Origin of the sequence: Clostridioides sp. ES-S-0123-01 (genome assembly GCF_020658415.1) — a bacterium.
In the GTDB taxonomy this organism is placed as follows: domain Bacteria; phylum Bacillota; class Clostridia; order Peptostreptococcales; family Peptostreptococcaceae; genus Clostridioides.
On the sequence record NZ_JACVWD010000002.1, the window covers coordinates 380432 to 399145 of the forward strand.

At 26.5% G+C, this 18714-nt stretch carries 16 protein-coding genes; 4 read left to right on the forward strand and 12 right to left on the reverse strand.

Annotation, left to right across the window (positions count from 1 at the left end; genetic code table 11):
* Positions 1 to 117: 117 nt before the first annotated feature.
* From IC175_RS05215 to pepI, 4 genes are all read right to left on the reverse strand, one after another.
* Positions 118 to 1527: a VWA-like domain-containing protein gene (locus IC175_RS05215; RefSeq protein ID WP_227851212.1), complete on the reverse strand. Its 1410-nt coding sequence runs from the start codon at positions 1525 to 1527 to the stop codon at positions 118 to 120.
* A 3-nt stretch (positions 1528 to 1530) separates the two neighbouring features.
* Positions 1531 to 2661, reverse strand: coding sequence for an ATP-binding protein (locus tag IC175_RS05220; RefSeq protein WP_227851213.1), 1131 nt, complete (start codon positions 2659 to 2661; stop codon positions 1531 to 1533).
* 12 nt (positions 2662 to 2673) lie between these two features.
* Positions 2674 to 3477: a hypothetical protein gene (locus IC175_RS05225; RefSeq protein WP_227851214.1), complete on the reverse strand. Its 804-nt coding sequence runs from the start codon at positions 3475 to 3477 to the stop codon at positions 2674 to 2676.
* Between the two features lie 397 nt (positions 3478 to 3874).
* On the reverse strand, positions 3875 to 4756 hold the full coding sequence (pepI, locus tag IC175_RS05230) for a proline iminopeptidase (protein ID WP_227433887.1): 882 nt from the start codon (positions 4754 to 4756) through the stop codon (positions 3875 to 3877).
* A 655-nt stretch (positions 4757 to 5411) separates the two neighbouring features.
* Here pepI and IC175_RS05235 point away from each other — a divergent pair.
* Positions 5412 to 6386 (forward strand): aromatic acid exporter family protein, encoded by a 975-nt coding sequence (locus tag IC175_RS05235; protein WP_227481978.1) that lies wholly within the window; start codon positions 5412 to 5414, stop codon positions 6384 to 6386.
* Positions 6387 to 6516: 130 nt separating this feature from the next.
* Here IC175_RS05235 and IC175_RS05240 read toward each other — a convergent pair whose 3' ends face one another.
* The 7 genes from IC175_RS05240 to IC175_RS05270 all read right to left on the reverse strand — a co-directional run bounded on the left by IC175_RS05240 (position 6517) and on the right by IC175_RS05270 (position 13662).
* A complete protein-coding gene (locus IC175_RS05240; protein ID WP_227835637.1) occupies positions 6517 to 7536 on the reverse strand; it encodes a sensor histidine kinase in 1020 nt (339 codons plus the stop codon).
* On the reverse strand, positions 7536 to 8210 hold the full coding sequence (locus tag IC175_RS05245; RefSeq protein WP_227433884.1) for a response regulator transcription factor: 675 nt from the start codon (positions 8208 to 8210) through the stop codon (positions 7536 to 7538). Before IC175_RS05245 ends, IC175_RS05240 begins: the two co-directional genes overlap by 1 nt.
* A gap of 151 nt (positions 8211 to 8361) precedes the next feature.
* Positions 8362 to 10269: an FtsX-like permease family protein gene (locus IC175_RS05250; protein WP_227851215.1), complete on the reverse strand. Its 1908-nt coding sequence runs from the start codon at positions 10267 to 10269 to the stop codon at positions 8362 to 8364.
* Entirely contained in the window at positions 10270 to 11022 is a 753-nt protein-coding gene (locus IC175_RS05255; protein WP_227433882.1) for an ABC transporter ATP-binding protein, read from the reverse strand.
* 280 nt (positions 11023 to 11302) lie between these two features.
* Positions 11303 to 11659: a DUF4180 domain-containing protein gene (locus IC175_RS05260; RefSeq protein WP_227481976.1), complete on the reverse strand. Its 357-nt coding sequence runs from the start codon at positions 11657 to 11659 to the stop codon at positions 11303 to 11305.
* Positions 11660 to 11679: 20 nt separating this feature from the next.
* Positions 11680 to 12141, reverse strand: a complete 462-nt coding sequence (locus tag IC175_RS05265) for a helix-turn-helix domain-containing protein (RefSeq protein WP_227851216.1) — start codon at positions 12139 to 12141, stop codon at positions 11680 to 11682.
* Between the two features lie 321 nt (positions 12142 to 12462).
* Entirely contained in the window at positions 12463 to 13662 is a 1200-nt protein-coding gene (locus IC175_RS05270) for a S41 family peptidase (RefSeq protein ID WP_227851217.1), read from the reverse strand.
* 605 nt (positions 13663 to 14267) lie between these two features.
* Between IC175_RS05270 and IC175_RS05275 the strand changes: the two genes are divergently transcribed.
* The 3 genes from IC175_RS05275 (at position 14268) to IC175_RS05285 (ending at position 17133) form a co-directional block, all read left to right on the forward strand.
* Positions 14268 to 15041 carry a sulfite exporter TauE/SafE family protein gene (locus IC175_RS05275; protein WP_227851218.1) on the forward strand — a complete coding sequence of 258 codons (774 nt, stop codon included), beginning with the start codon at positions 14268 to 14270 and terminating at the stop codon, positions 15039 to 15041.
* 14 nt (positions 15042 to 15055) lie between these two features.
* Entirely contained in the window at positions 15056 to 15316 is a 261-nt protein-coding gene (locus tag IC175_RS05280; protein ID WP_227433877.1) for a DUF1254 domain-containing protein, read from the forward strand.
* An 86-nt stretch (positions 15317 to 15402) separates the two neighbouring features.
* Complete coding sequence (locus IC175_RS05285; RefSeq protein WP_227851219.1) at positions 15403 to 17133, forward strand: alkyl sulfatase dimerization domain-containing protein; 1731 nt, start codon at positions 15403 to 15405, stop codon at positions 17131 to 17133.
* Positions 17134 to 17309: 176 nt separating this feature from the next.
* Here IC175_RS05285 and xylA read toward each other — a convergent pair whose 3' ends face one another.
* Complete coding sequence (gene xylA / locus IC175_RS05290; protein WP_227835631.1) at positions 17310 to 18647, reverse strand: xylose isomerase; 1338 nt, start codon at positions 18645 to 18647, stop codon at positions 17310 to 17312.
* Positions 18648 to 18714 lie beyond the last annotated feature (67 nt).

Sequence of the window (18714 nt, forward strand, 5' to 3'; positions counted from 1 at the left end):
TATTGTTTAAATAATAAAAAATACATTGACTATTAATCAATGTATTTTTCATTAATTTGGATAGTAAGTAAACCATAACAATCGAACAAATCATAACAATCATACCCATTATAATATTTATAAAATTGGTGCTTGACTATTCATTGAGTATCCATCATTTCTAATATCGTTTATCTCTAATATATCATCTTTTGTTTCAACTTTACTAAGTTTTTTAACTGCTCCATAATGCTCTCTCAGTGAAAGTTTATCTCCATTTCCAGAGATAACCCATAAAACTTTATAACCTCTAGGTATTACTTGTAGCTTATTTTCACCCTTACCATCAGTAAAGTAAACTAATAAGTTAATCTTTTTATTATTAGCATATTCGAAAACTGGAGTAAATTTTGTGCCTCCACCTATTTTAACTCTATCTTTTATATCTTTTATAGTTTTTGCTTTATATACACGTCTAATTTCACTGTCACACTCTATAATAGTAATTTCATGATTATAATTTTTAACTATATTAAGAACTTCTTTAATTGCTTGTTTAAATTCTTCATCACTAATACTTCCACTTATATCAATAGCAACGGCTATTTCTGCTTTATGACTTCTAAGTTCTCCTCTTAAATCTAATCGATTAGGCTGTCTTCTATTTCTCCTTGTTATAGTCTTCTTTTTATTGTTTTCAACAGTTCCCATTAACCTACTAAGATATAAATTCCATGGTAATTCGCCTTTACTATTTTTAAGGGCTGCTATCATGTTTTCTAAGTGTGTTGGAATTTTACCTTTTTGAGAACTATCAATAAATTTCTCTGTAAATTCTCTAAGAGCTCTTTCATCTATATCATCGGATTCTTCCCATATATCATGAGTTTTTTCTGGTCTATAATCAGTTTCTATAGTTCCATACTTGTCGCTATCATCTTCTTCACCATCTTCATCTTCTTCTAACAAATCTAATTCAGTTTGAATCTTTTCTACATAATACTCAAAAGGTTCATATGGCTCTAGCTTTAGAGAGTATTTTAGATTTACCCATTCTAAAGTAGTAGCATATGGTGGTAAATTATTCAAATATTTATTTACTACTACATCCATTGCCATATTAATGGCTAATGTACTATACTTTCCTTTTAATTCTTTTGCTCTTACCAAATGCATAGATACTATATGATAGATTTCATGCTTTATTGTACTTTCCATCTGTTCTATACTGAGAGTTAAAAAAATTATTGGATTAAAGTATATGACATATTTAGCTCTTTTAAAATTCACACCTGTAGGACTACTTATATCAAATCTTATCTCTCTTGACATCTGAAACAAAAAATAGCCATAAAAATTATCTTTTTCTTCCATAAGGCTTAAGCTAACTTTATCTACAAGACTAAAAAATTCATCTTTAAAATCTTTTGGTATATCTACCTCAAATTTCTCATTAGCACGATTTGCCTTTAACATAGAATGAGTATTTATAATTTCACTAGCTTTAATATAGAGTTCTTTTGCCTGCTTATCAAAATAATTTTCCATATATTATCCCCTTATTAAACGATATGACTCAAAGTAAGATTTTACAAACTCTTCATTTTCTATAGCTTTTTTATACACTTCAATATAGCTATTTCTAATATCCTTCATAATTCCTATCATTAAATCTATAGGATATATTTTTAAGAACTCAATAAATCTATCAATATAATATTTTGATTCATACTCATCATTTTTAATATTTAATTCTAAGTTTTTTAGAATATTTATCGCTGATAAATAAAGTCTTGTATGACTTTCATTTTTTACTCTTTCTACAAGATGTTCATCAATAGTATCACCTAAAAAAACATCTTCATAAGATATCAATGGACTAGAATCTGATTCAATAAAACTTATAAACTCTTCTGCTATAACCCTACCTACATTCCCCTTTATAACATTTAGAAATACTGTTCTAGGAATTTCTTTCTTTTTGTCCTTATAAACTTTATAAATTTTAGAAACTCTCTCATAACTTCTCGGAGTTGCTCTTACATCATCTTCATTTGTTTTATGCAGATATTCTGGGAAAGTTGAAATAAACTCTATAATCTTTTTTTCAATTCCTTCATCTATTGCCCATTTCAACCATTGTGTATGGTCACTCTCCATATTTAACCAAACAAATCTATTTTCCTGAGCTGAATCCATATCTACAACTTGATAATCGAAATCTGAACCATATTTACTTGATGGATTCATTGCTGCTAAAATCTTTACATCATCATGTAACTTATATCCATTAATCTCTCTATTTAAAATTAGATTCATAAGTTCTTGTTGTACAGTATGCTCACAACGATTTATCTCATCTATAAATAAAAGAACTGTTTTTCCTTTAGATATTTCTTCATCAATTTCTCTTAATTTATTATGAACAGCATATACTGTAGTTTTCTTTTCTGTCTTATATCCATTAGAATTAATTCCTACATAAGATTCTATAGTTGGAAGACCTCCTATTTCACCCTCTTTAAGTAGATTTCCATCAATTACAATCAAACTCCAATTATTTTCTTTAGCAAGTTTTTTTGCTAGAGCTGTTTTTCCTATCCCACTTTCACCAACTATTAGAGGTACTTCTCCAGTGGATAATATTAAGTCAACGCTTTTTAATGTATCTATAAAATTCATTTTTTCTCTCTCCTACATAATTTTCAACTTTTCGTCTACAGCTATTTTTTTTGCTGTTTTACTCCCATATTTGTAAATAAACATCATCTTGTCTATTGCTATATAGTCACTGTTTCTATCTATAATATTACAATTTAAAAAATCTCTAATATACTTTTCTTCAACATCTTCTTTTGATAGTACTTCTTTTAATACTCCTTCTAATTCCTCTTTAGATATTTTCTTTACAATATACTTAATCACTAAAATATTTACTTTTAGGAATTCTAATATTTTATTCTTATCTAAATTAGTTATAAAGTTAATAGCTGCCTCATTATTCTTAATAGCTATAAGTTCTGTATTATAACTAGGAAAATCTATATATCTTAATGCATCATAACTTATTTTTACTGCTTCTTCTTGTACACTTTCATAAGGTTGTTTTATAAACTTTATCGAATCATAATTTTTTCTTACTGCTAATAATTGTAACTCTTCACTTGGATTTTTAGAATATTTAATAGCCCACCCTGCTTGATTTATAGCTAATTTAATCACTTTATCAGTTGGATTTTTTATATAGTCTAATATACTCCATCCATCATTTACTGCTTTTATCATCATATCTTCTGTTGGGTCATTTATAAATTTAATTGCTCTAATATTGTTATCAATTGCTAATTCTTGCATCTCTCTAGTTGGATTATTTATATATTCTAGTACAAGTCCATTTTCTTTGATAGCTAATAGTTTCATCTCATCAGTTGGATTATTTATAGTTGCTATAATATTAGGATTATTTTTTATCATTTCAATAACTTTTGACTTTTCCATAATATGCCTTTCCTTCTATAGTTATTTTTATTTATATATTAATATAATAATCTATTCCTATTTATATAATTGTTTCTTATTATAATAAATATACTTTTTAAGCAAGTTTAAACAGAATAATTATACCAATTTTAAAAAAAATTTCTAAAATCTCATAAAACTAAGTGTTTTTAAATTCTATTATTATATGTTAATTATAGTAGTTTTTTAATAATTTGTATGATTTATTGAGGTTTTAAGACTTTTTTTCTCTTTAAATACTTTTAAACTTTTTACAATTGTTCATATTATTCTTATTCAAAATTTATCACATATAAAAAATACTCTAATTTATAATAAAATAATAAAAAAAGAGATTAAACAATCAGTTTAATCTCTTTTATAAATTTATATAAGCTTAATCATTTTCATTTAACCATTTAGTTAGAACTTCTATATATTTATCATTTTCTTCAACAAATGGCATATGTCTTGAATATTCAAATAGTTCCCATTTACTATTAGGTATCCTATCATACATAGTCTTTGCAATATATGGTGAACACAAATCTATCGCTCCACTAGTTACTAAACAAGGTTCCTTTATTTCATGTAATCTATCTGTAAACTCATATCCAGAAAGAGTACCTGTAGGAGAAAATTCATTATATCCCCATCCTACAATATATGCTTCAGAACCAGACTTTTTAGGTCTTCTTAAACATTCAGGAGAATCTTCAGTTACTTCCCCAGCACAATACATCTCCATAAACTTTTCTAATGCATCATTATATTCTTTACTAGAGTAATCTCCAGTATTTACTGCATCAAGTAACGCTTTTTGGTCAGCTTCACTCATATATGATATTCTTCTTTTTTGTTCTTTTTCCCAAAGTTTTGCAGAAGAAAGAGTAGATGAAAGAATGTACGACTTGATACCCTTTGGTTTATATTCAATAGCGTACCAAATAGCCTGCATACCTCCCCAAGACTGACCTAATAGATGTATTTCATCAAGCCCTAGATGTTTTCTTAGTTCTATAAGTTCTTTTATCCAAGTGTCTGCATTAAATAACTCAGGATGCCCTTCTACAAATGAATTACCACAACCAATTTGGTCATACATTATAACTTGTCTTCCACTTTCAGCTATCTTGTCCAATACTTCAAAATAGTTATGTGTAGAACCTGGACCTCCGTGAAGTAGTACTAATGGTTTCTTTCCTTCTGTAGCTTCTCCCACTATACGGTAATAGGTTTTAAAACCTTCAAAAGGCATGTATCCTTCAGTGATTTTCATGTTTATCTCCTCCAATTTGTCATTATGAACAATAATTAAGTTCATTAATAAGGCTATTTAAAACTTCTTATACATATTTAATTATGTATTTTTATCTTTATACTTACTTTTATAAATAGTATAACATAAAAGTTAAAAATCACCATACCAAACCAATTATAAAATCATATTAATTATATAATTTTATTTTTTATTAATAATAGTATATACATTTTTGACTATTTTCATTTGCTACAACTATTTTTATTTGTTATTATGATATGAAATAAAAAAAATATCATCATGATGTATACCAGTTTTCTTGCATTTCTAATATTCTTATGAACATACTATACTTATAATCAACATAATAATATTTTAAAGTCAGTTGTACTTGTCAGTATGAGCTTTATAGCGCTATTTATTGGTATTATTAGCAAATCATCAAAAGCAACAATTATTACATCATTTTTGTTAATATTTTTAACTCAAGCAAATGTAGGAGATTTTACACTGGCAAATAATATATACAAAAACTTTCATAAAATAAAAATATACTGATTGTATTTAGCTAAATAGGGCAATAAAATAATTAAGTATAATTAATTACATTTCAAACCCTATTAGTTTTATGTTAAAATTATCTTTATTATAGTTGTTTACAGGAGGTTTATATTTGAATAATATTAATTCACTTAAAGTAATAAAATTATCTCTTGGATGCTCTCTTGCTATATCTATTGCTTGGCTGTTAAAATTAGAATACTCTATGGTAGCTGGAGTTATAGTACTACTTACAGTAAAAGACACTAAAAAAGAAACGCTTAAGGGTTCTATTGGAAAGGTTTATGGTTTTCTTTTATGTACTATTTTTTCCTATTTATGTTTTAATATTTTAGGATATAATTTGACTTCATTTTCAATATTTATATTCATAATTATACCACTTTGTTTTTTATTAAAAATTCAAGATGTTATTGCCATGTGTGTAGTAATTGCATCCCATTACTTCCTACAAGGAGAAACATCTATTAAATGGATTTTAAATGAAGCTGGAATATTTGCAATAGGTACTGGAATAGGTGTCATAATAAATATGTATATTCCAACAAATATACATAAAATCTATGAAGTCCAAAAAAAGTTACAAGAAGAAGTGAGTATTGTGCTTATAGATATTGCCAATATTATTGTAAATCCTAAAAAAGAAAATAGGTTCAGTAGAGATTTATATACCTTAAATTCACTTATTGATAGTAGTATTTCTGAAACTTATGATAATATTAATAATACTTTATTAAGTGATACTAAATTTTTCTTAGAACATATGGATATTATAAAAAGCCAACGGGATATCTTAGAAGACTTGTATAGTTATATATCTCAACTAGACTCTACTCCACCACAAGCTCATATTCTATCTGCTTTCATACATAAGATAGGTTATACTGAATTTGAAGCCGAAACAGGAAATCTTCTTCTTGAAGAATTGGGCAGGTTAATGCTTAGTATGCAAAATCAACCTCTACCTGTTGATAGAACAGAATTTGAAAATAGAGCTATTTTATTTTTCTGCTTAACTAAATTAAAACAGTTTTTAATTAACCGTATACGTGCTCAAGTTCTCAGAGATAATAATTTTTATAAATAGTATTACGAATCAAAAAGCAGGTAGATAATCTCCCTGCTTTTTGATTCGTAATACTATTTCAAATTATATTCTACAGTAAAAATACTACTATATTTTTTAGATTTAAAGTGGATACATTCAATCTATTAATTTAATTATTTAGATTTAAATAATCAGATATATTATAAAAATGAATATTAAAAATTGTATAAACACCATTTTCTGAGTATACATCAATCTTATGACCTAAGTTATCTATCATCTTTTTTGCAAAGTATAATCCCATTCCAGTAGATTTATACAATCTATTTCTTCCATTTGTTCCTGTAAATCCTCTATTAAAAACTCTACATATATCCTCTTCATTTATACCTATACCATAATCCTTTATAGATAACAATACTCCGTTTTCTAATGGCTTTGCATTAAATTCAATTTTACCAACTTCTTTTGAGTATTTTATAGCATTATTAATAATTTGGTCTAAAATATAGGCTATACATTTAGAATCAGTGTAAACAGTATAATTTAAGTTGTTTAAACTAACTTCAATATTGTTTTTTATGAGTAAAAACGAGTTATTCTTTATAGAGGATTTTATTAATTTTTCTAAATTAACTTTATTCATAAATATGTCCTCAAACATACTATTACTTCTACTACTATATAAAATAGAATTTACTAAAAAGTTTATTTTTGCAATTTGATTCTTAATATCTATACTATCTTCTATATTATTTAATCTATCTGTAATTATACTCAAAGATGATATTGGAATCTTTATTTCATGAACCCATTTAGCTATGTATTCATCTAATTCTTTTAGAGATTGTTTGTAATTTTTTGTATCATCATTATTCTTTGATTTCAAATTTCCAATAATATCTCTCATGATATTTGCTTCAAAGGATTGTCCACTAATCAAGTAGTTGTCTATATCATCATTATTTTCTAGACACTTACATAAATCTTTATAGCTATTTTTAAAGTTTATATAATCTACAATAAAAAATACTATTATTATGAGTAAAGCTAGAAAATCTAAGTATATTAACTCTGCATATTGATTCTCAAATATATTTATAGCAAATAAGTAAATATTTATTATACTAATGATAATAAAAAAAAGCACAATATACTTGAATCTGTCTTTTAAATATTTTACTATCATTATATTATATATCCTATTCCCTTTTTAGTTTTTATAAAATCATCAACACCTAACTCTTTAACCTTACTTCTCAATCTATTTATATTTACAGTAAGAGCATTATCTGTAACAAATTCATCATTATCCCATAAAGTCATCATAAGACTTTCTCTTGATACAACTTTATTTTTATTTTTTAATAATAAGTTTAAAATTTTTATTTCGTTTTTAGTCAATTCTATATCTTTTTCCTTGTACTTGTGTTTTATAATTCCTTTTCCTACATCAAACATTAAATCTTTGTAGTATAAAATACTATTAGAGTCGCTATAATTATAAGCTCTTCTTATTATCCCATTTATTTTGGTAACTAAGATATCTATAGAAAATGGTTTTGTAATATAATCATCTCCTCCATTATTTATTCCCATTATTAAATCCATATCAGAATCTCTTGATGAAAGGAATATGATTGGAACATTTGAAACACCCCTTATTTTCTCGCACCAGTAAAATCCATTATACAGTGGTAAATTAACATCCAAAAGTACTACATCTGGTTTTTTATCTATAAATTCTTCTAAAATCAGTTCAAAATTATCAATTACTTCTACTTTAAATCCCCATCGTTCTAACGCCAAAGCAATTTCTTTTGATAAATCAATATCATCTTCTATTAATAAAATTTTATACATTTATGCAATCTCCATTATTTTAATATTTTATTATAATATAAATTATCTCTATCATATTATATTTTGTATACATTTATTAGTCAAACGGCTTAAACCTAATTAATAAGAGACTCTTATTGTAAGAGTCTCTTTGTTTTAATAAATTTGTTGATTAATTTTCGTATATTACCTTCTTAAACTTATTAATAGATACTGCTCCATATATTATGAAGATTATTAAGCATATTACTAAGCTTAATATATATATACTAAATAAATCAGCCATTAGTAAACTGCCTGCTAGTCTTAATGCAAAGTAACTTGATATTGTTGCACTTAACATTGGTAAAGTGTAAAATATAGCTACTTCTTTAAAGACAGCTTTATTTATTTCTTTTTCTGTAGTTCCTATCTTCAATAAAGTTTTATATTTATCTCTATCTTCATAAGCATCACTATATATTTTCATGTATATTATGCTTCCAGCCACAAGCGTAAATACTAAAAATAAAAATACAAGCACTACATATGCAAATTTCATCCATTGACTTTCGTTTTGAGCTTTATATCCATTTCTCATATAGCCACTTTTCATACTTAAATTTTTTTCAATATTATCGAACATCTTTTGGCTATTTTCTTCCTCAGATACTTTCGCTCCATAAAAATATATTTGTTCTCCTTTGTCTTTTAACTTAGAGTAGATGTTATCATTTACTACTATAATACTGTCATTAATCCCTGTTCCCAATACTGGTACTTTTATTTCCCCTTTTGTAATATTATATACTTGTCCATCAATGTTCACACTAGTTTCTTTTTTAGCTAATGTTAATATCGTTTGAGGACTTTTTAACTGCATTACATTATTTCCTTCAACTAATTTTTCGCCATACTCTTTTAATTCCTTCTCATTTCCATTTACTTTGAGAATATTGTAAAAATCACTGTATTTCATTATTATATTTAATTTATCATAATCATCTTTGCTATCTGGATTTTCTAAAGCTATTAGTTCTGGATTTACTGAATATCTTATACTATTAGTATCTTTTATTATATCTTCTATTTGTGTTCTATCTACTTCATTTTTATCTGTTGAAACTATACTAACAGTATATACATTCCTCTGTTCTTGAGCATTTTGTTGTATATGTTTTATGGCAACTGATGCACCAAGGGTTGATATTGTAGTCGTTATAATTATAGCTATTATAGAGTAAGTTTTATAGTTTTTATTTAATCTATAATTTATATTGTTTATAGCAATTATATTATTTCCATTGAATAATACCTTTTTATTTTTCATTATCATATGAAATACAACAGGCATAACTGATTTAAATAAACCATAAGTACCTATTATTATTATCACTATAACTGGTATTACACTAGCTATGTTTCCAGAGCGTATATCCATAGAAAGATAATAACCATATCCTAATACTAAAATTGATATTATGGCTAATATGTATAATCCTATTCCTACTTTTGGTATTTTGTCTTGCTTCTTAGATGTGTTAATTAGGTTTATTACACTACTTCTACATATTGTTACAAAACCTTTTATAGTCATTATCATAAATATAGAAATAAATATCAAACTGGCATACATTATAGCTTTGATACTAAACCCATTGAATACATTTATATCAAATCCTGATAATTTTATTATTACTACCTGGAAAAATCTAGATGTTATTATCCCTATAAGTATTCCTGTGATACAAGAGCTTATTCCTATAAGCATATTTTCTACAAAATATATTTTTCCTATAGTATATAAATCCAATCCCATAAAAGATAGTATACCTATTTCTTTTGACCTATTTTTAAAGAATATATTTGTCGCATACCATATAAAGAAAAATAAAAATACTGACAATATTATTATTACAGATATTAACACTGATAATGTGAATTTCTGATTTTCCCCTTGCAATACATTTATGGCATCACCATATCTTAGTAATTCAAAATTAGTCAGTACAACTACTGAAAAGACCATAGATATAAAAAATGCCAGATAAGTTCTTATATTACTTTTAAAATTATTATAAGCAATTCCAAGTACACTCACTTACATTTCACCTCCCATAGAGGCCAACATATCCATAATTTTTCCATAAAATTCTTTTCTACTACTTCCTTTGTTTAATTTACACTTTATAGTTCCATCATTTATCATATATACTTCATTTGAATAACTTGCTGTTAGAGGGTCATGTGTAATCATTATAATAGTAGCATTATTCTCTTTATTTATTCTTTCTAATGAGTTTAAAAGTTCATAAGCTGATTTAGAATCTAAAGCACCTGTTGGCTCATCAGCAAATACTACTGCTGGATTTGTAATTAGTGACCTCGCTGCTGCACCTCTTTGTTTTTGACCTCCTGATAATTGATATGGATATTTATCTAAATGATTTTCTAATCCAAATTTTTTGGCTATCGAAAATACCTTACCTTCAATTTCTTTACTTTTCTTTTTTCCTAATGCCAGAGGAAGTGCTATATTATTCATGAGTGTCATATTATCTAATAAGTTATAGTCTTGAAATATAAATCCTATCTTCTCTCTTCTTAATTTTGATAGTTCATTATTTTTTACTTTAGATATGTTAATTCCATCGAGTATTATTTCTCCTGAGGTTTGTTTGTCAAGTGTAGACATTAGATTAAGTAATGTTGTTTTTCCTGCACCTGATGGACCCATTATTGCTATAAAATCACCTTCGTTAACTGTGAGAGATATACTTTTTAATACATTTGTTTTAAATCCTTTTATTCCATAGTCTTTTGATATATTCTTTATTTTTAATATTTCTTTCATAATTAATAACCTCCATTTGTTCATTTCTTAGTATATATTCATTTTAAAGGTTTTGTACGGTTAAATCCTTATGTAAATATTACATTTTATCTACCAGTATTACACTTTTGTAACATAGAAAGGTTATTAATAAATATGTTTCTTAAGTTTGTATTTATATTAATTTCTTAATTCTGAAAATATCATTTACTTATTAAATAATCATCATATATATGTATTTTATTTTTATATTCAATACTTCTAAATGCCTTACTTATATTATTTATTTTATTAATCTCCGTCATTTTAGATTTAAAATATAATTTTTAGCATCCTCAAAATTATCAAATAGTCTAAAATTATTTGATTTATTTAACTCTAACATTAGTTCTGAAAATCTTTTATTTATCCTATTTTTATCATCAACAATTGCAGCAGCTTGTATCCTATAATTTATAAATTTTTGTATTGTAATACCTGCCAAACCTGTCTTTAAATTAAAAAAATCATCTGTAAGTGAATTCTTACTAAACATCAAATAATCTGTACCATGTTCCATACACAGTGATATAATATCCATGATTTCTTCTTCATTACTAAATTTGCTATCTACAAAAATATATTTTTTATCCTTTTGTTCTCTTATATCGTAATTCATTTTAGTTCCTCATTTCTACTTTAAATATTTTCTATTAATAAAGATATAGAGCTTAACATTTCCTCAATAAACTTTATATCTCCCCATAACATAACCCTAAGCCTATTTTCATTTTCGGCATACTTCAAATTAATGGTAGAACCACTTGATATTGAAGTTGGATTATTTGTAAGTGCCAAAAGCAAATTTGATAAACGTGAATATTCATTATTAGATATATTATTTATCTCAACTACTATAGATACATTAACTTTTGGGATGCTCGCTAAGTTTTCAGATGCATTTAACCTAAATTCTATACCCTTATCTTCATTTTCACTCTTTACATCCATAAAACTATTTAAATCCTCTTGTGATACTCTCCACTGCTTACCGACTTTATTAGCTTTTAATTTCCCATCTTTTATAAACTTTCTTATTGTTTTATGATGCATTTCTAAAATATTCGCAACTTGGTCTATTGTATAAAACTTTTCCTCCATAACTACACTTACCTTTCATTTGATAATAATAATATATTAGTTTAAGAATATAAAAAAGTCAAATTTATTTTGTATTTTATTGCTATTTATTATATTTTATTGCTTTTTAATACTCTATTGAAATTATTATAATCTTTGTATAGAGGTTCCAATCAAATTCTAAAAAGACAAATAAATCTTATAAAAAACTTCAAAACTTACATAAAAAAGTAACTCAAAATCATTTAAAATCATTTTGAGTTACTTTTTTACAATTTTTCTATAATTTTTAATGCTAAAGATAAATCTCTAAAATAATATCCAGCAACATTTAATTGTTATTTAATAATTGATATTTTCAAGCTTTAATACCTTTTTTATACTGTTATCATCTTTAAAATTTGTTGTTCTTTTACAGTCTTTTACTTTAAACTCAGGAATAGTTTTAAATTCTTCATCGCATATTCCGTCTTTGTTTAAATACATACAACTTGACATTCTAACTATTAAACCACTATTTTTTAACTCAAACAACACAGGGTCTATTCCTCCACCATCACCTCCAGTAGTTTCTCCTACTAAAGTTGCAAACTTAGTCTCTTTACAAAACATAGAAAACGACTCTGATGATGAATATACTTTTTCATCTACAAGTAAGTATATATTACCTTTAAATTCCAAATCATTATTAGTATTTATGGTATAAGAAGTTTTTTCAAAATCACTAAAATTTTTTAAAGTTTCCTTTGGTGCATTTTTCTTTACACCTACTGGTAGGTTTTCTATAGGCTCTAACTTTATATTTCTTGCATTGGTGTATTTTTTAACTATTTTATTATTATTTCTATAGAGTCTATAACCCTCTATTTTTATATCATTTTTTATAAGTTTAGATACAATTCCTTTCCAATACCTATCACTTCCGCCTGAATTTCCTCTTATATCAATAATTAGAGTTTGATATTTTTCTAAAGTATTAACATAATCTCCTATCATTTTTAAATCCTTATCCATTGACCCATTTTGTGGTGACATTGATGGTAAATACATGTATCCAACCTTACCTTTAATTATATCTTCTAAAATCAGTTCTTTTTTTACAAAAATATCATTTGGTATTTTTATTTTAGTATTTATAGAATTATATCTATCTACAACTTTTTTGTCATTAATAAAGTCATACCAATTATTATTAGAGTATGATTTTTTAAAAAGTTCATATCTGTTTTTGTTATCTATTAATTCAGTATGTTTATTGTTTAATTCTGATAATATAGAGGATACTTCTTCTATAAACTCTTCATCACTTTCAGTCTTTTTAATTCTTTTTATATATTTGTCCTTATTTTCTAACCAGTCAATATGATTAAGTCTCTTATTTACATCCAAGTAAGGATACCCTGTTTTTATAACATTATATACATATTTAAAGTCATCTATCTTTTCTTCCTCAGATAGTTGCTTCTTTTGGGAATAAGTATAATTACTTAGTAAAATTATAGATATACAAATAATTCCTAAAAACAATATTTTCTTTTTCATACAATTTTCATCAACTCTCCAAGTTTATATTTTAATAGCCTATATTATTATAACTATTCTACACTAATACTTATATCTTATTATAATTTATATTTACACAAATATACTTAAAATTCGTCTTCTTATGATTCTATAAAAAGCCTCTAAATATATAAATATACTTGAATATGGCTACTCTAAAGTAAAATTACTATTTAAATAATTTTCTTTTATATCTAAGTGCATATATTATTTTACAAAACTATCATAAATATTATAATTAATTTTTAACTGCAACCATACATACTGTAATCTTATTTGATATAGAATTTTCTATATTTTCTTTTAACAAGTCAATTATTTTTTATACAACCATTACTATTTTTAAGTTTAATTTATTACTAATGATAATATTAAGTTTTTATATCCTATTTTTTATATAATCCTTTTTTATTTTCTACTATTAATATTACATAGTTTTATATTTCATTATAGATAATAGTATTTGTAAAAATATATGAATTATTTCAAATTTAACCCTTATTAAAAATAAATTATTTTACTGTTTTAGGGCATACTTACTATTAATAAAATTAGCATAAAACTTTAGGATAGGAGAAACACATATGATATTTTTCATCGTAGGATTTATTGCATCTATTGTAGGAGCAATTTCTGGACTTGGTGGAGGAGTTATTATAAAACCAGTGTTAGATGCAGTAACTACACTAGATGCTTCAGTTATAAGTTTTTTATCAACTTGTGCCGTATTTACTATGTCTTGTTCAGCTGTTATTAAACATATTAGATATAAAACTAAATTTGAAAAACCAACAACTATATTGCTTGGAAGTGGAGCAATTTTAGGAGGTTTAATTGGTACTGAAATATTTGAATTTATAGTTGAATTTATTAACAAAGATAAACTTGTAAAAATAATTCAGAATGGACTTCTTTTTACTTTATTAATATCTATATTAATATACATAAATCTACCTAATAAAAAACAATTCCATATAAAGAATCGTATATTTATAATTTTACTTGGATATACTTTAGGAATGATTTCATCTTTTTTAGGAATAGGTGGTGGTCCTATAAACATAACAGCTCTGACGTTGTTTTTCTCGATGGATTTAAAGAACGCATCTGTTAACTCAATAATACTGATACTATTCTCTCAAGCTTCAAAAATAATAACTCTATTAATTTCAAACTCTATACCTTTAGGTCTTGATATATCAATGTTATTATGCATAATGCTTGCTGCAGTTTTAGGTGGGTTGTTAGGTACTGCTATTAATAAAAAAATAAGTAAGGCAAAATTAATCATTGCTTATAATGCTGTTATTTTGTTTGTAATAATAACATGTTCATGGAACATAGTAAGGTTATTTTAAAGGAGGAATTCTCAATGAATAAGAATGATTTACTTAAAATAGTTAAAAATACTTATATATATGGATATCCAATAGTAGGTATGTATGAATTGCTATATACACAGATTATGAATCCCCAAACTAAATTAACAAATTTTAATGAATTTGCTCATACTGCCACTGTAGCATCACCACAAACATCGTTTATACCAGCACCAAACAATGATACTACATACTCAACAGCTTGGCTTGACTTACGTAAAGAACCTGTAATAATAGAAGTACCTAACACTTGATAGATGCTATTTGTGGTAAATGGTTACCTCCTGTTGTTACTAGAGTAAACTAATAAAATTTTTAATATTTAAAAGGAGTTATGTCTATGAGTAATTTCGCTTATACTGAAAAATCGAAGTTTGTTAATCCTAGATTGACAGAACATTCTAAAACAATGGAACAAAAAATTTATAAAACAGGTGAAAATGTATATAGTGCTGTTGGATTTGGATTATCTTATCCAGTTATGATTGAAGGAACTGATGGCATTATAATCATAGACCCAGCTGAAACTATAGAAATGATGGAAGAAATAATGAAGGGCTTTCGTAAAATCACTGATAAACCAGTCAAAGCAGTCATAGTTTCTCATAATCATGGTGACCATTGGGGCGGTATGAGTGTCTGTGTAAGTCAAGAACAAAGCCAAAATAAAGAAGTTTTAGTTATTGTCGATGAAACATTTATAAAACATTTCTCTCAAGCTAGTGGGGAACTACTAGATATTAGAATGGGAAGAGCTGTTTGGATGTATGGTTCTATACTTCCCAAAGGAGAACATGGCTATGTTAACTTAGGTTGTGGACCTGTTTTATCTAAAGGTTCTAATAAATTTATTACACCAAACACATTTGTATCTGTTGAAAATGGATTGAAAATTACTATATCAGGTGTTGATTTAGAGTTATTTCACTGTGAGGCTGAAACTGAAGATGCTGTATGTGTATTTTTACCTAAAGAAAAGATAATGTTTGTTGGAGATGCTGTTCAAGGCGAAATATTTCCTAACATATATACTGTTAGAGGTACTGTTCGTGATGCTAAGAAATGGTATGCAGGAATTGATAAAATTCGTAATTATCAACCACATTATTTAGTTGGAACTCATATGAGACCACTACATGGTAAAGATGAATGTACTTCTCTTCTAACAGACTATAGAGATGCTATACAGTATACTCATGACCAAACAGTTAGACTTATAAATATGGGATATACTCCTGATTATGCAATAAATGAATTAGGACAACTTCCCCCGCATCTATTTCAAAGAGAACGTTTAGGTGAATTTTATGGAACTTTTAAACAAGGCATTAAAGGTGTTTATGACCAATATATAGGCTGGTTTAATGGTGAAGCAAGTAAATTAAATCCTATTTATCCTAAAGATGCAGCTAAAAAATATATAAAAATTATGGGTGGTCGTGAAGTAATATTAACTGAAGCTAAAAAGGCTATCGATGACAAAGATTATGAATGGGCTGCAGAAATATTAAACTATCCTATCCGTATAAATAGTAACGATATGGAAGCTAGAAGCCTTAAGGCATCTGCTGTTCGTATGCTTGGATATCAAACAGAGAATGCCACTTGGCGTAATTGGTATCTAACTAGTGCAATGGCATTAGATGGAACTTTTGAACAGATAGTAAAACAAGGTGGAGCCAATGCAGGATTCCCTCCTTTTTCAAATTCATTTATAGGTCTAACATCCAAAGCTATGTTTGAATCTTTCAAAGTTAAGCTAAATGGTCCTAAAAGTTCTGCTGTTCATATGACACTACTAGCATGTGTAACTGATACTAATGAAGTGTTTAATTTAGAGTTACGTAGAGGAATTATTGAAATACATGGTCAAGATAGTGATATAGAAGCTGATGTTTCAATTGATGCGTCCAAAGAAATATGGGCAAAGCTAATAACAAAAGAAGTTAATATTATTGAAGCTATTGAAAATGGTCTAGCAAAATGTAATGAACCACAAAAATCCCAAGATTATTTGGACTTATTTGATGAATTTACTCCATTTGTAGATATGCCATTCTGGTTACAATAATTTTAAAGTGCCTATTTTGGATTTATTATTCAAATATAGGCACTTTGTTGTAATTTAAATTAATTTTTTAGTATCTTTACTCTCTTACTTTGCATCTTTAGTCTTCCACTTTAAAATAAAAGCTAGAGAATACTCCCTAGTTTTTATTTAATCAGTTAAGATTCATAACTATACAACTACTTGTTGCAAATTGTATCAACTTCATATATATACCTATTAAGTATGTTTTCTAACATTTCTTGTCTCCCAGACTTATTCTTTATAGTTGACATTTGTAGTGCATAAGTTTCTAATTCCTTAAATCCAACCTTACCTTCTACTATGTCTTTACCTATACCTTCACTAAAGCTTACATATCTACCTTTAGTAAAGTTTTCAAATACTTCATCCTCTAATAATTTATGAGCTATTAATAATCCTTTTGCAAATGTATCCATTCCTGCAATATAAGCTAAAAATAAATCTTCTACTTCAAAAGATGCTCTTCTTACTTTAGAGTCAAAGTTAAATCCACCTGGTGCTATTCCACCTTGCTTTAACACTTCATACATTGCAAGTGTTGCATCATATATATTTGTTGGGAATTGGTCTGTATCCCATCCTAATAATAAATCTCCTTGATTTGCATCAACACTTCCTAAAACATTGTTTATTCTAGCTATATTTAACTCATGTTGGAAAGTATGACCTGCAAGTGTTGCATGGTTTGCTTCTATATTCATTTTGAAGTATTTATCTAAATTGTACTTTCTTAAGAATCCTAAAACTGTAGCAGTATCAAAGTCATATTGATGTTTAGTAGGCTCCTTTGGCTTAGGTTCTATTAAGAATTGTCCAGTAAATCCAATTTCTTTAGCATAATCTACAGCCATTTTTAGAAATCTTGCAAAGTTATCCATTTCAAGTTCTGTATTAGTATTAAGTAAAGTTTCATAACCTTCTCTTCCACCCCAGAATACAAAGTTTTCTCCACCTAAATGCTTAGTAACTTCCATAGCCTTTTTCACTTGAGCCGCTGCATAAGCGTAAACATCAGCATTACAAGTTGTAGATGCCCCATGAACAAATCTTGGATTACCAAACATATTAGCAGTTCCCCATAACAATTTTATACCTGTCTCTTTCATTTTAAGTTTTATGTACTCAACTATTTCATCTAATATTTTATTTGTTTCAGCTAAATCTTTTCCTTCTGGAGCTATATCTCTATCATGGAAACAGAAATACTCAATTCCCATCTTAGTCATAAATTCAAATCCTGCATCAACTTTAAACTTTGCTATTTCCATTGGATTTGTCATGTTATTCCAAGGTCTATCTACTGTACCTACTCCAAATGGGTCATTACTTTCTCCACATAAAGTATGCCAGTAACTCATTGCAAACCTTAAGTGCTCTTTCATAGTCTTATCTCCTACTACTTGTTCAGGATTGTAGTATCTAAATGCTAACTCATTTTCAGAATTTATTCCTTCAAATTTTACTTGTCCTATTCCTTTAAATATTTCACTCATTTTATATCCTCCCAATGTTTTACACATATGATGTATGTAATATTTTTTATTAGTTTAAACCTGTTTT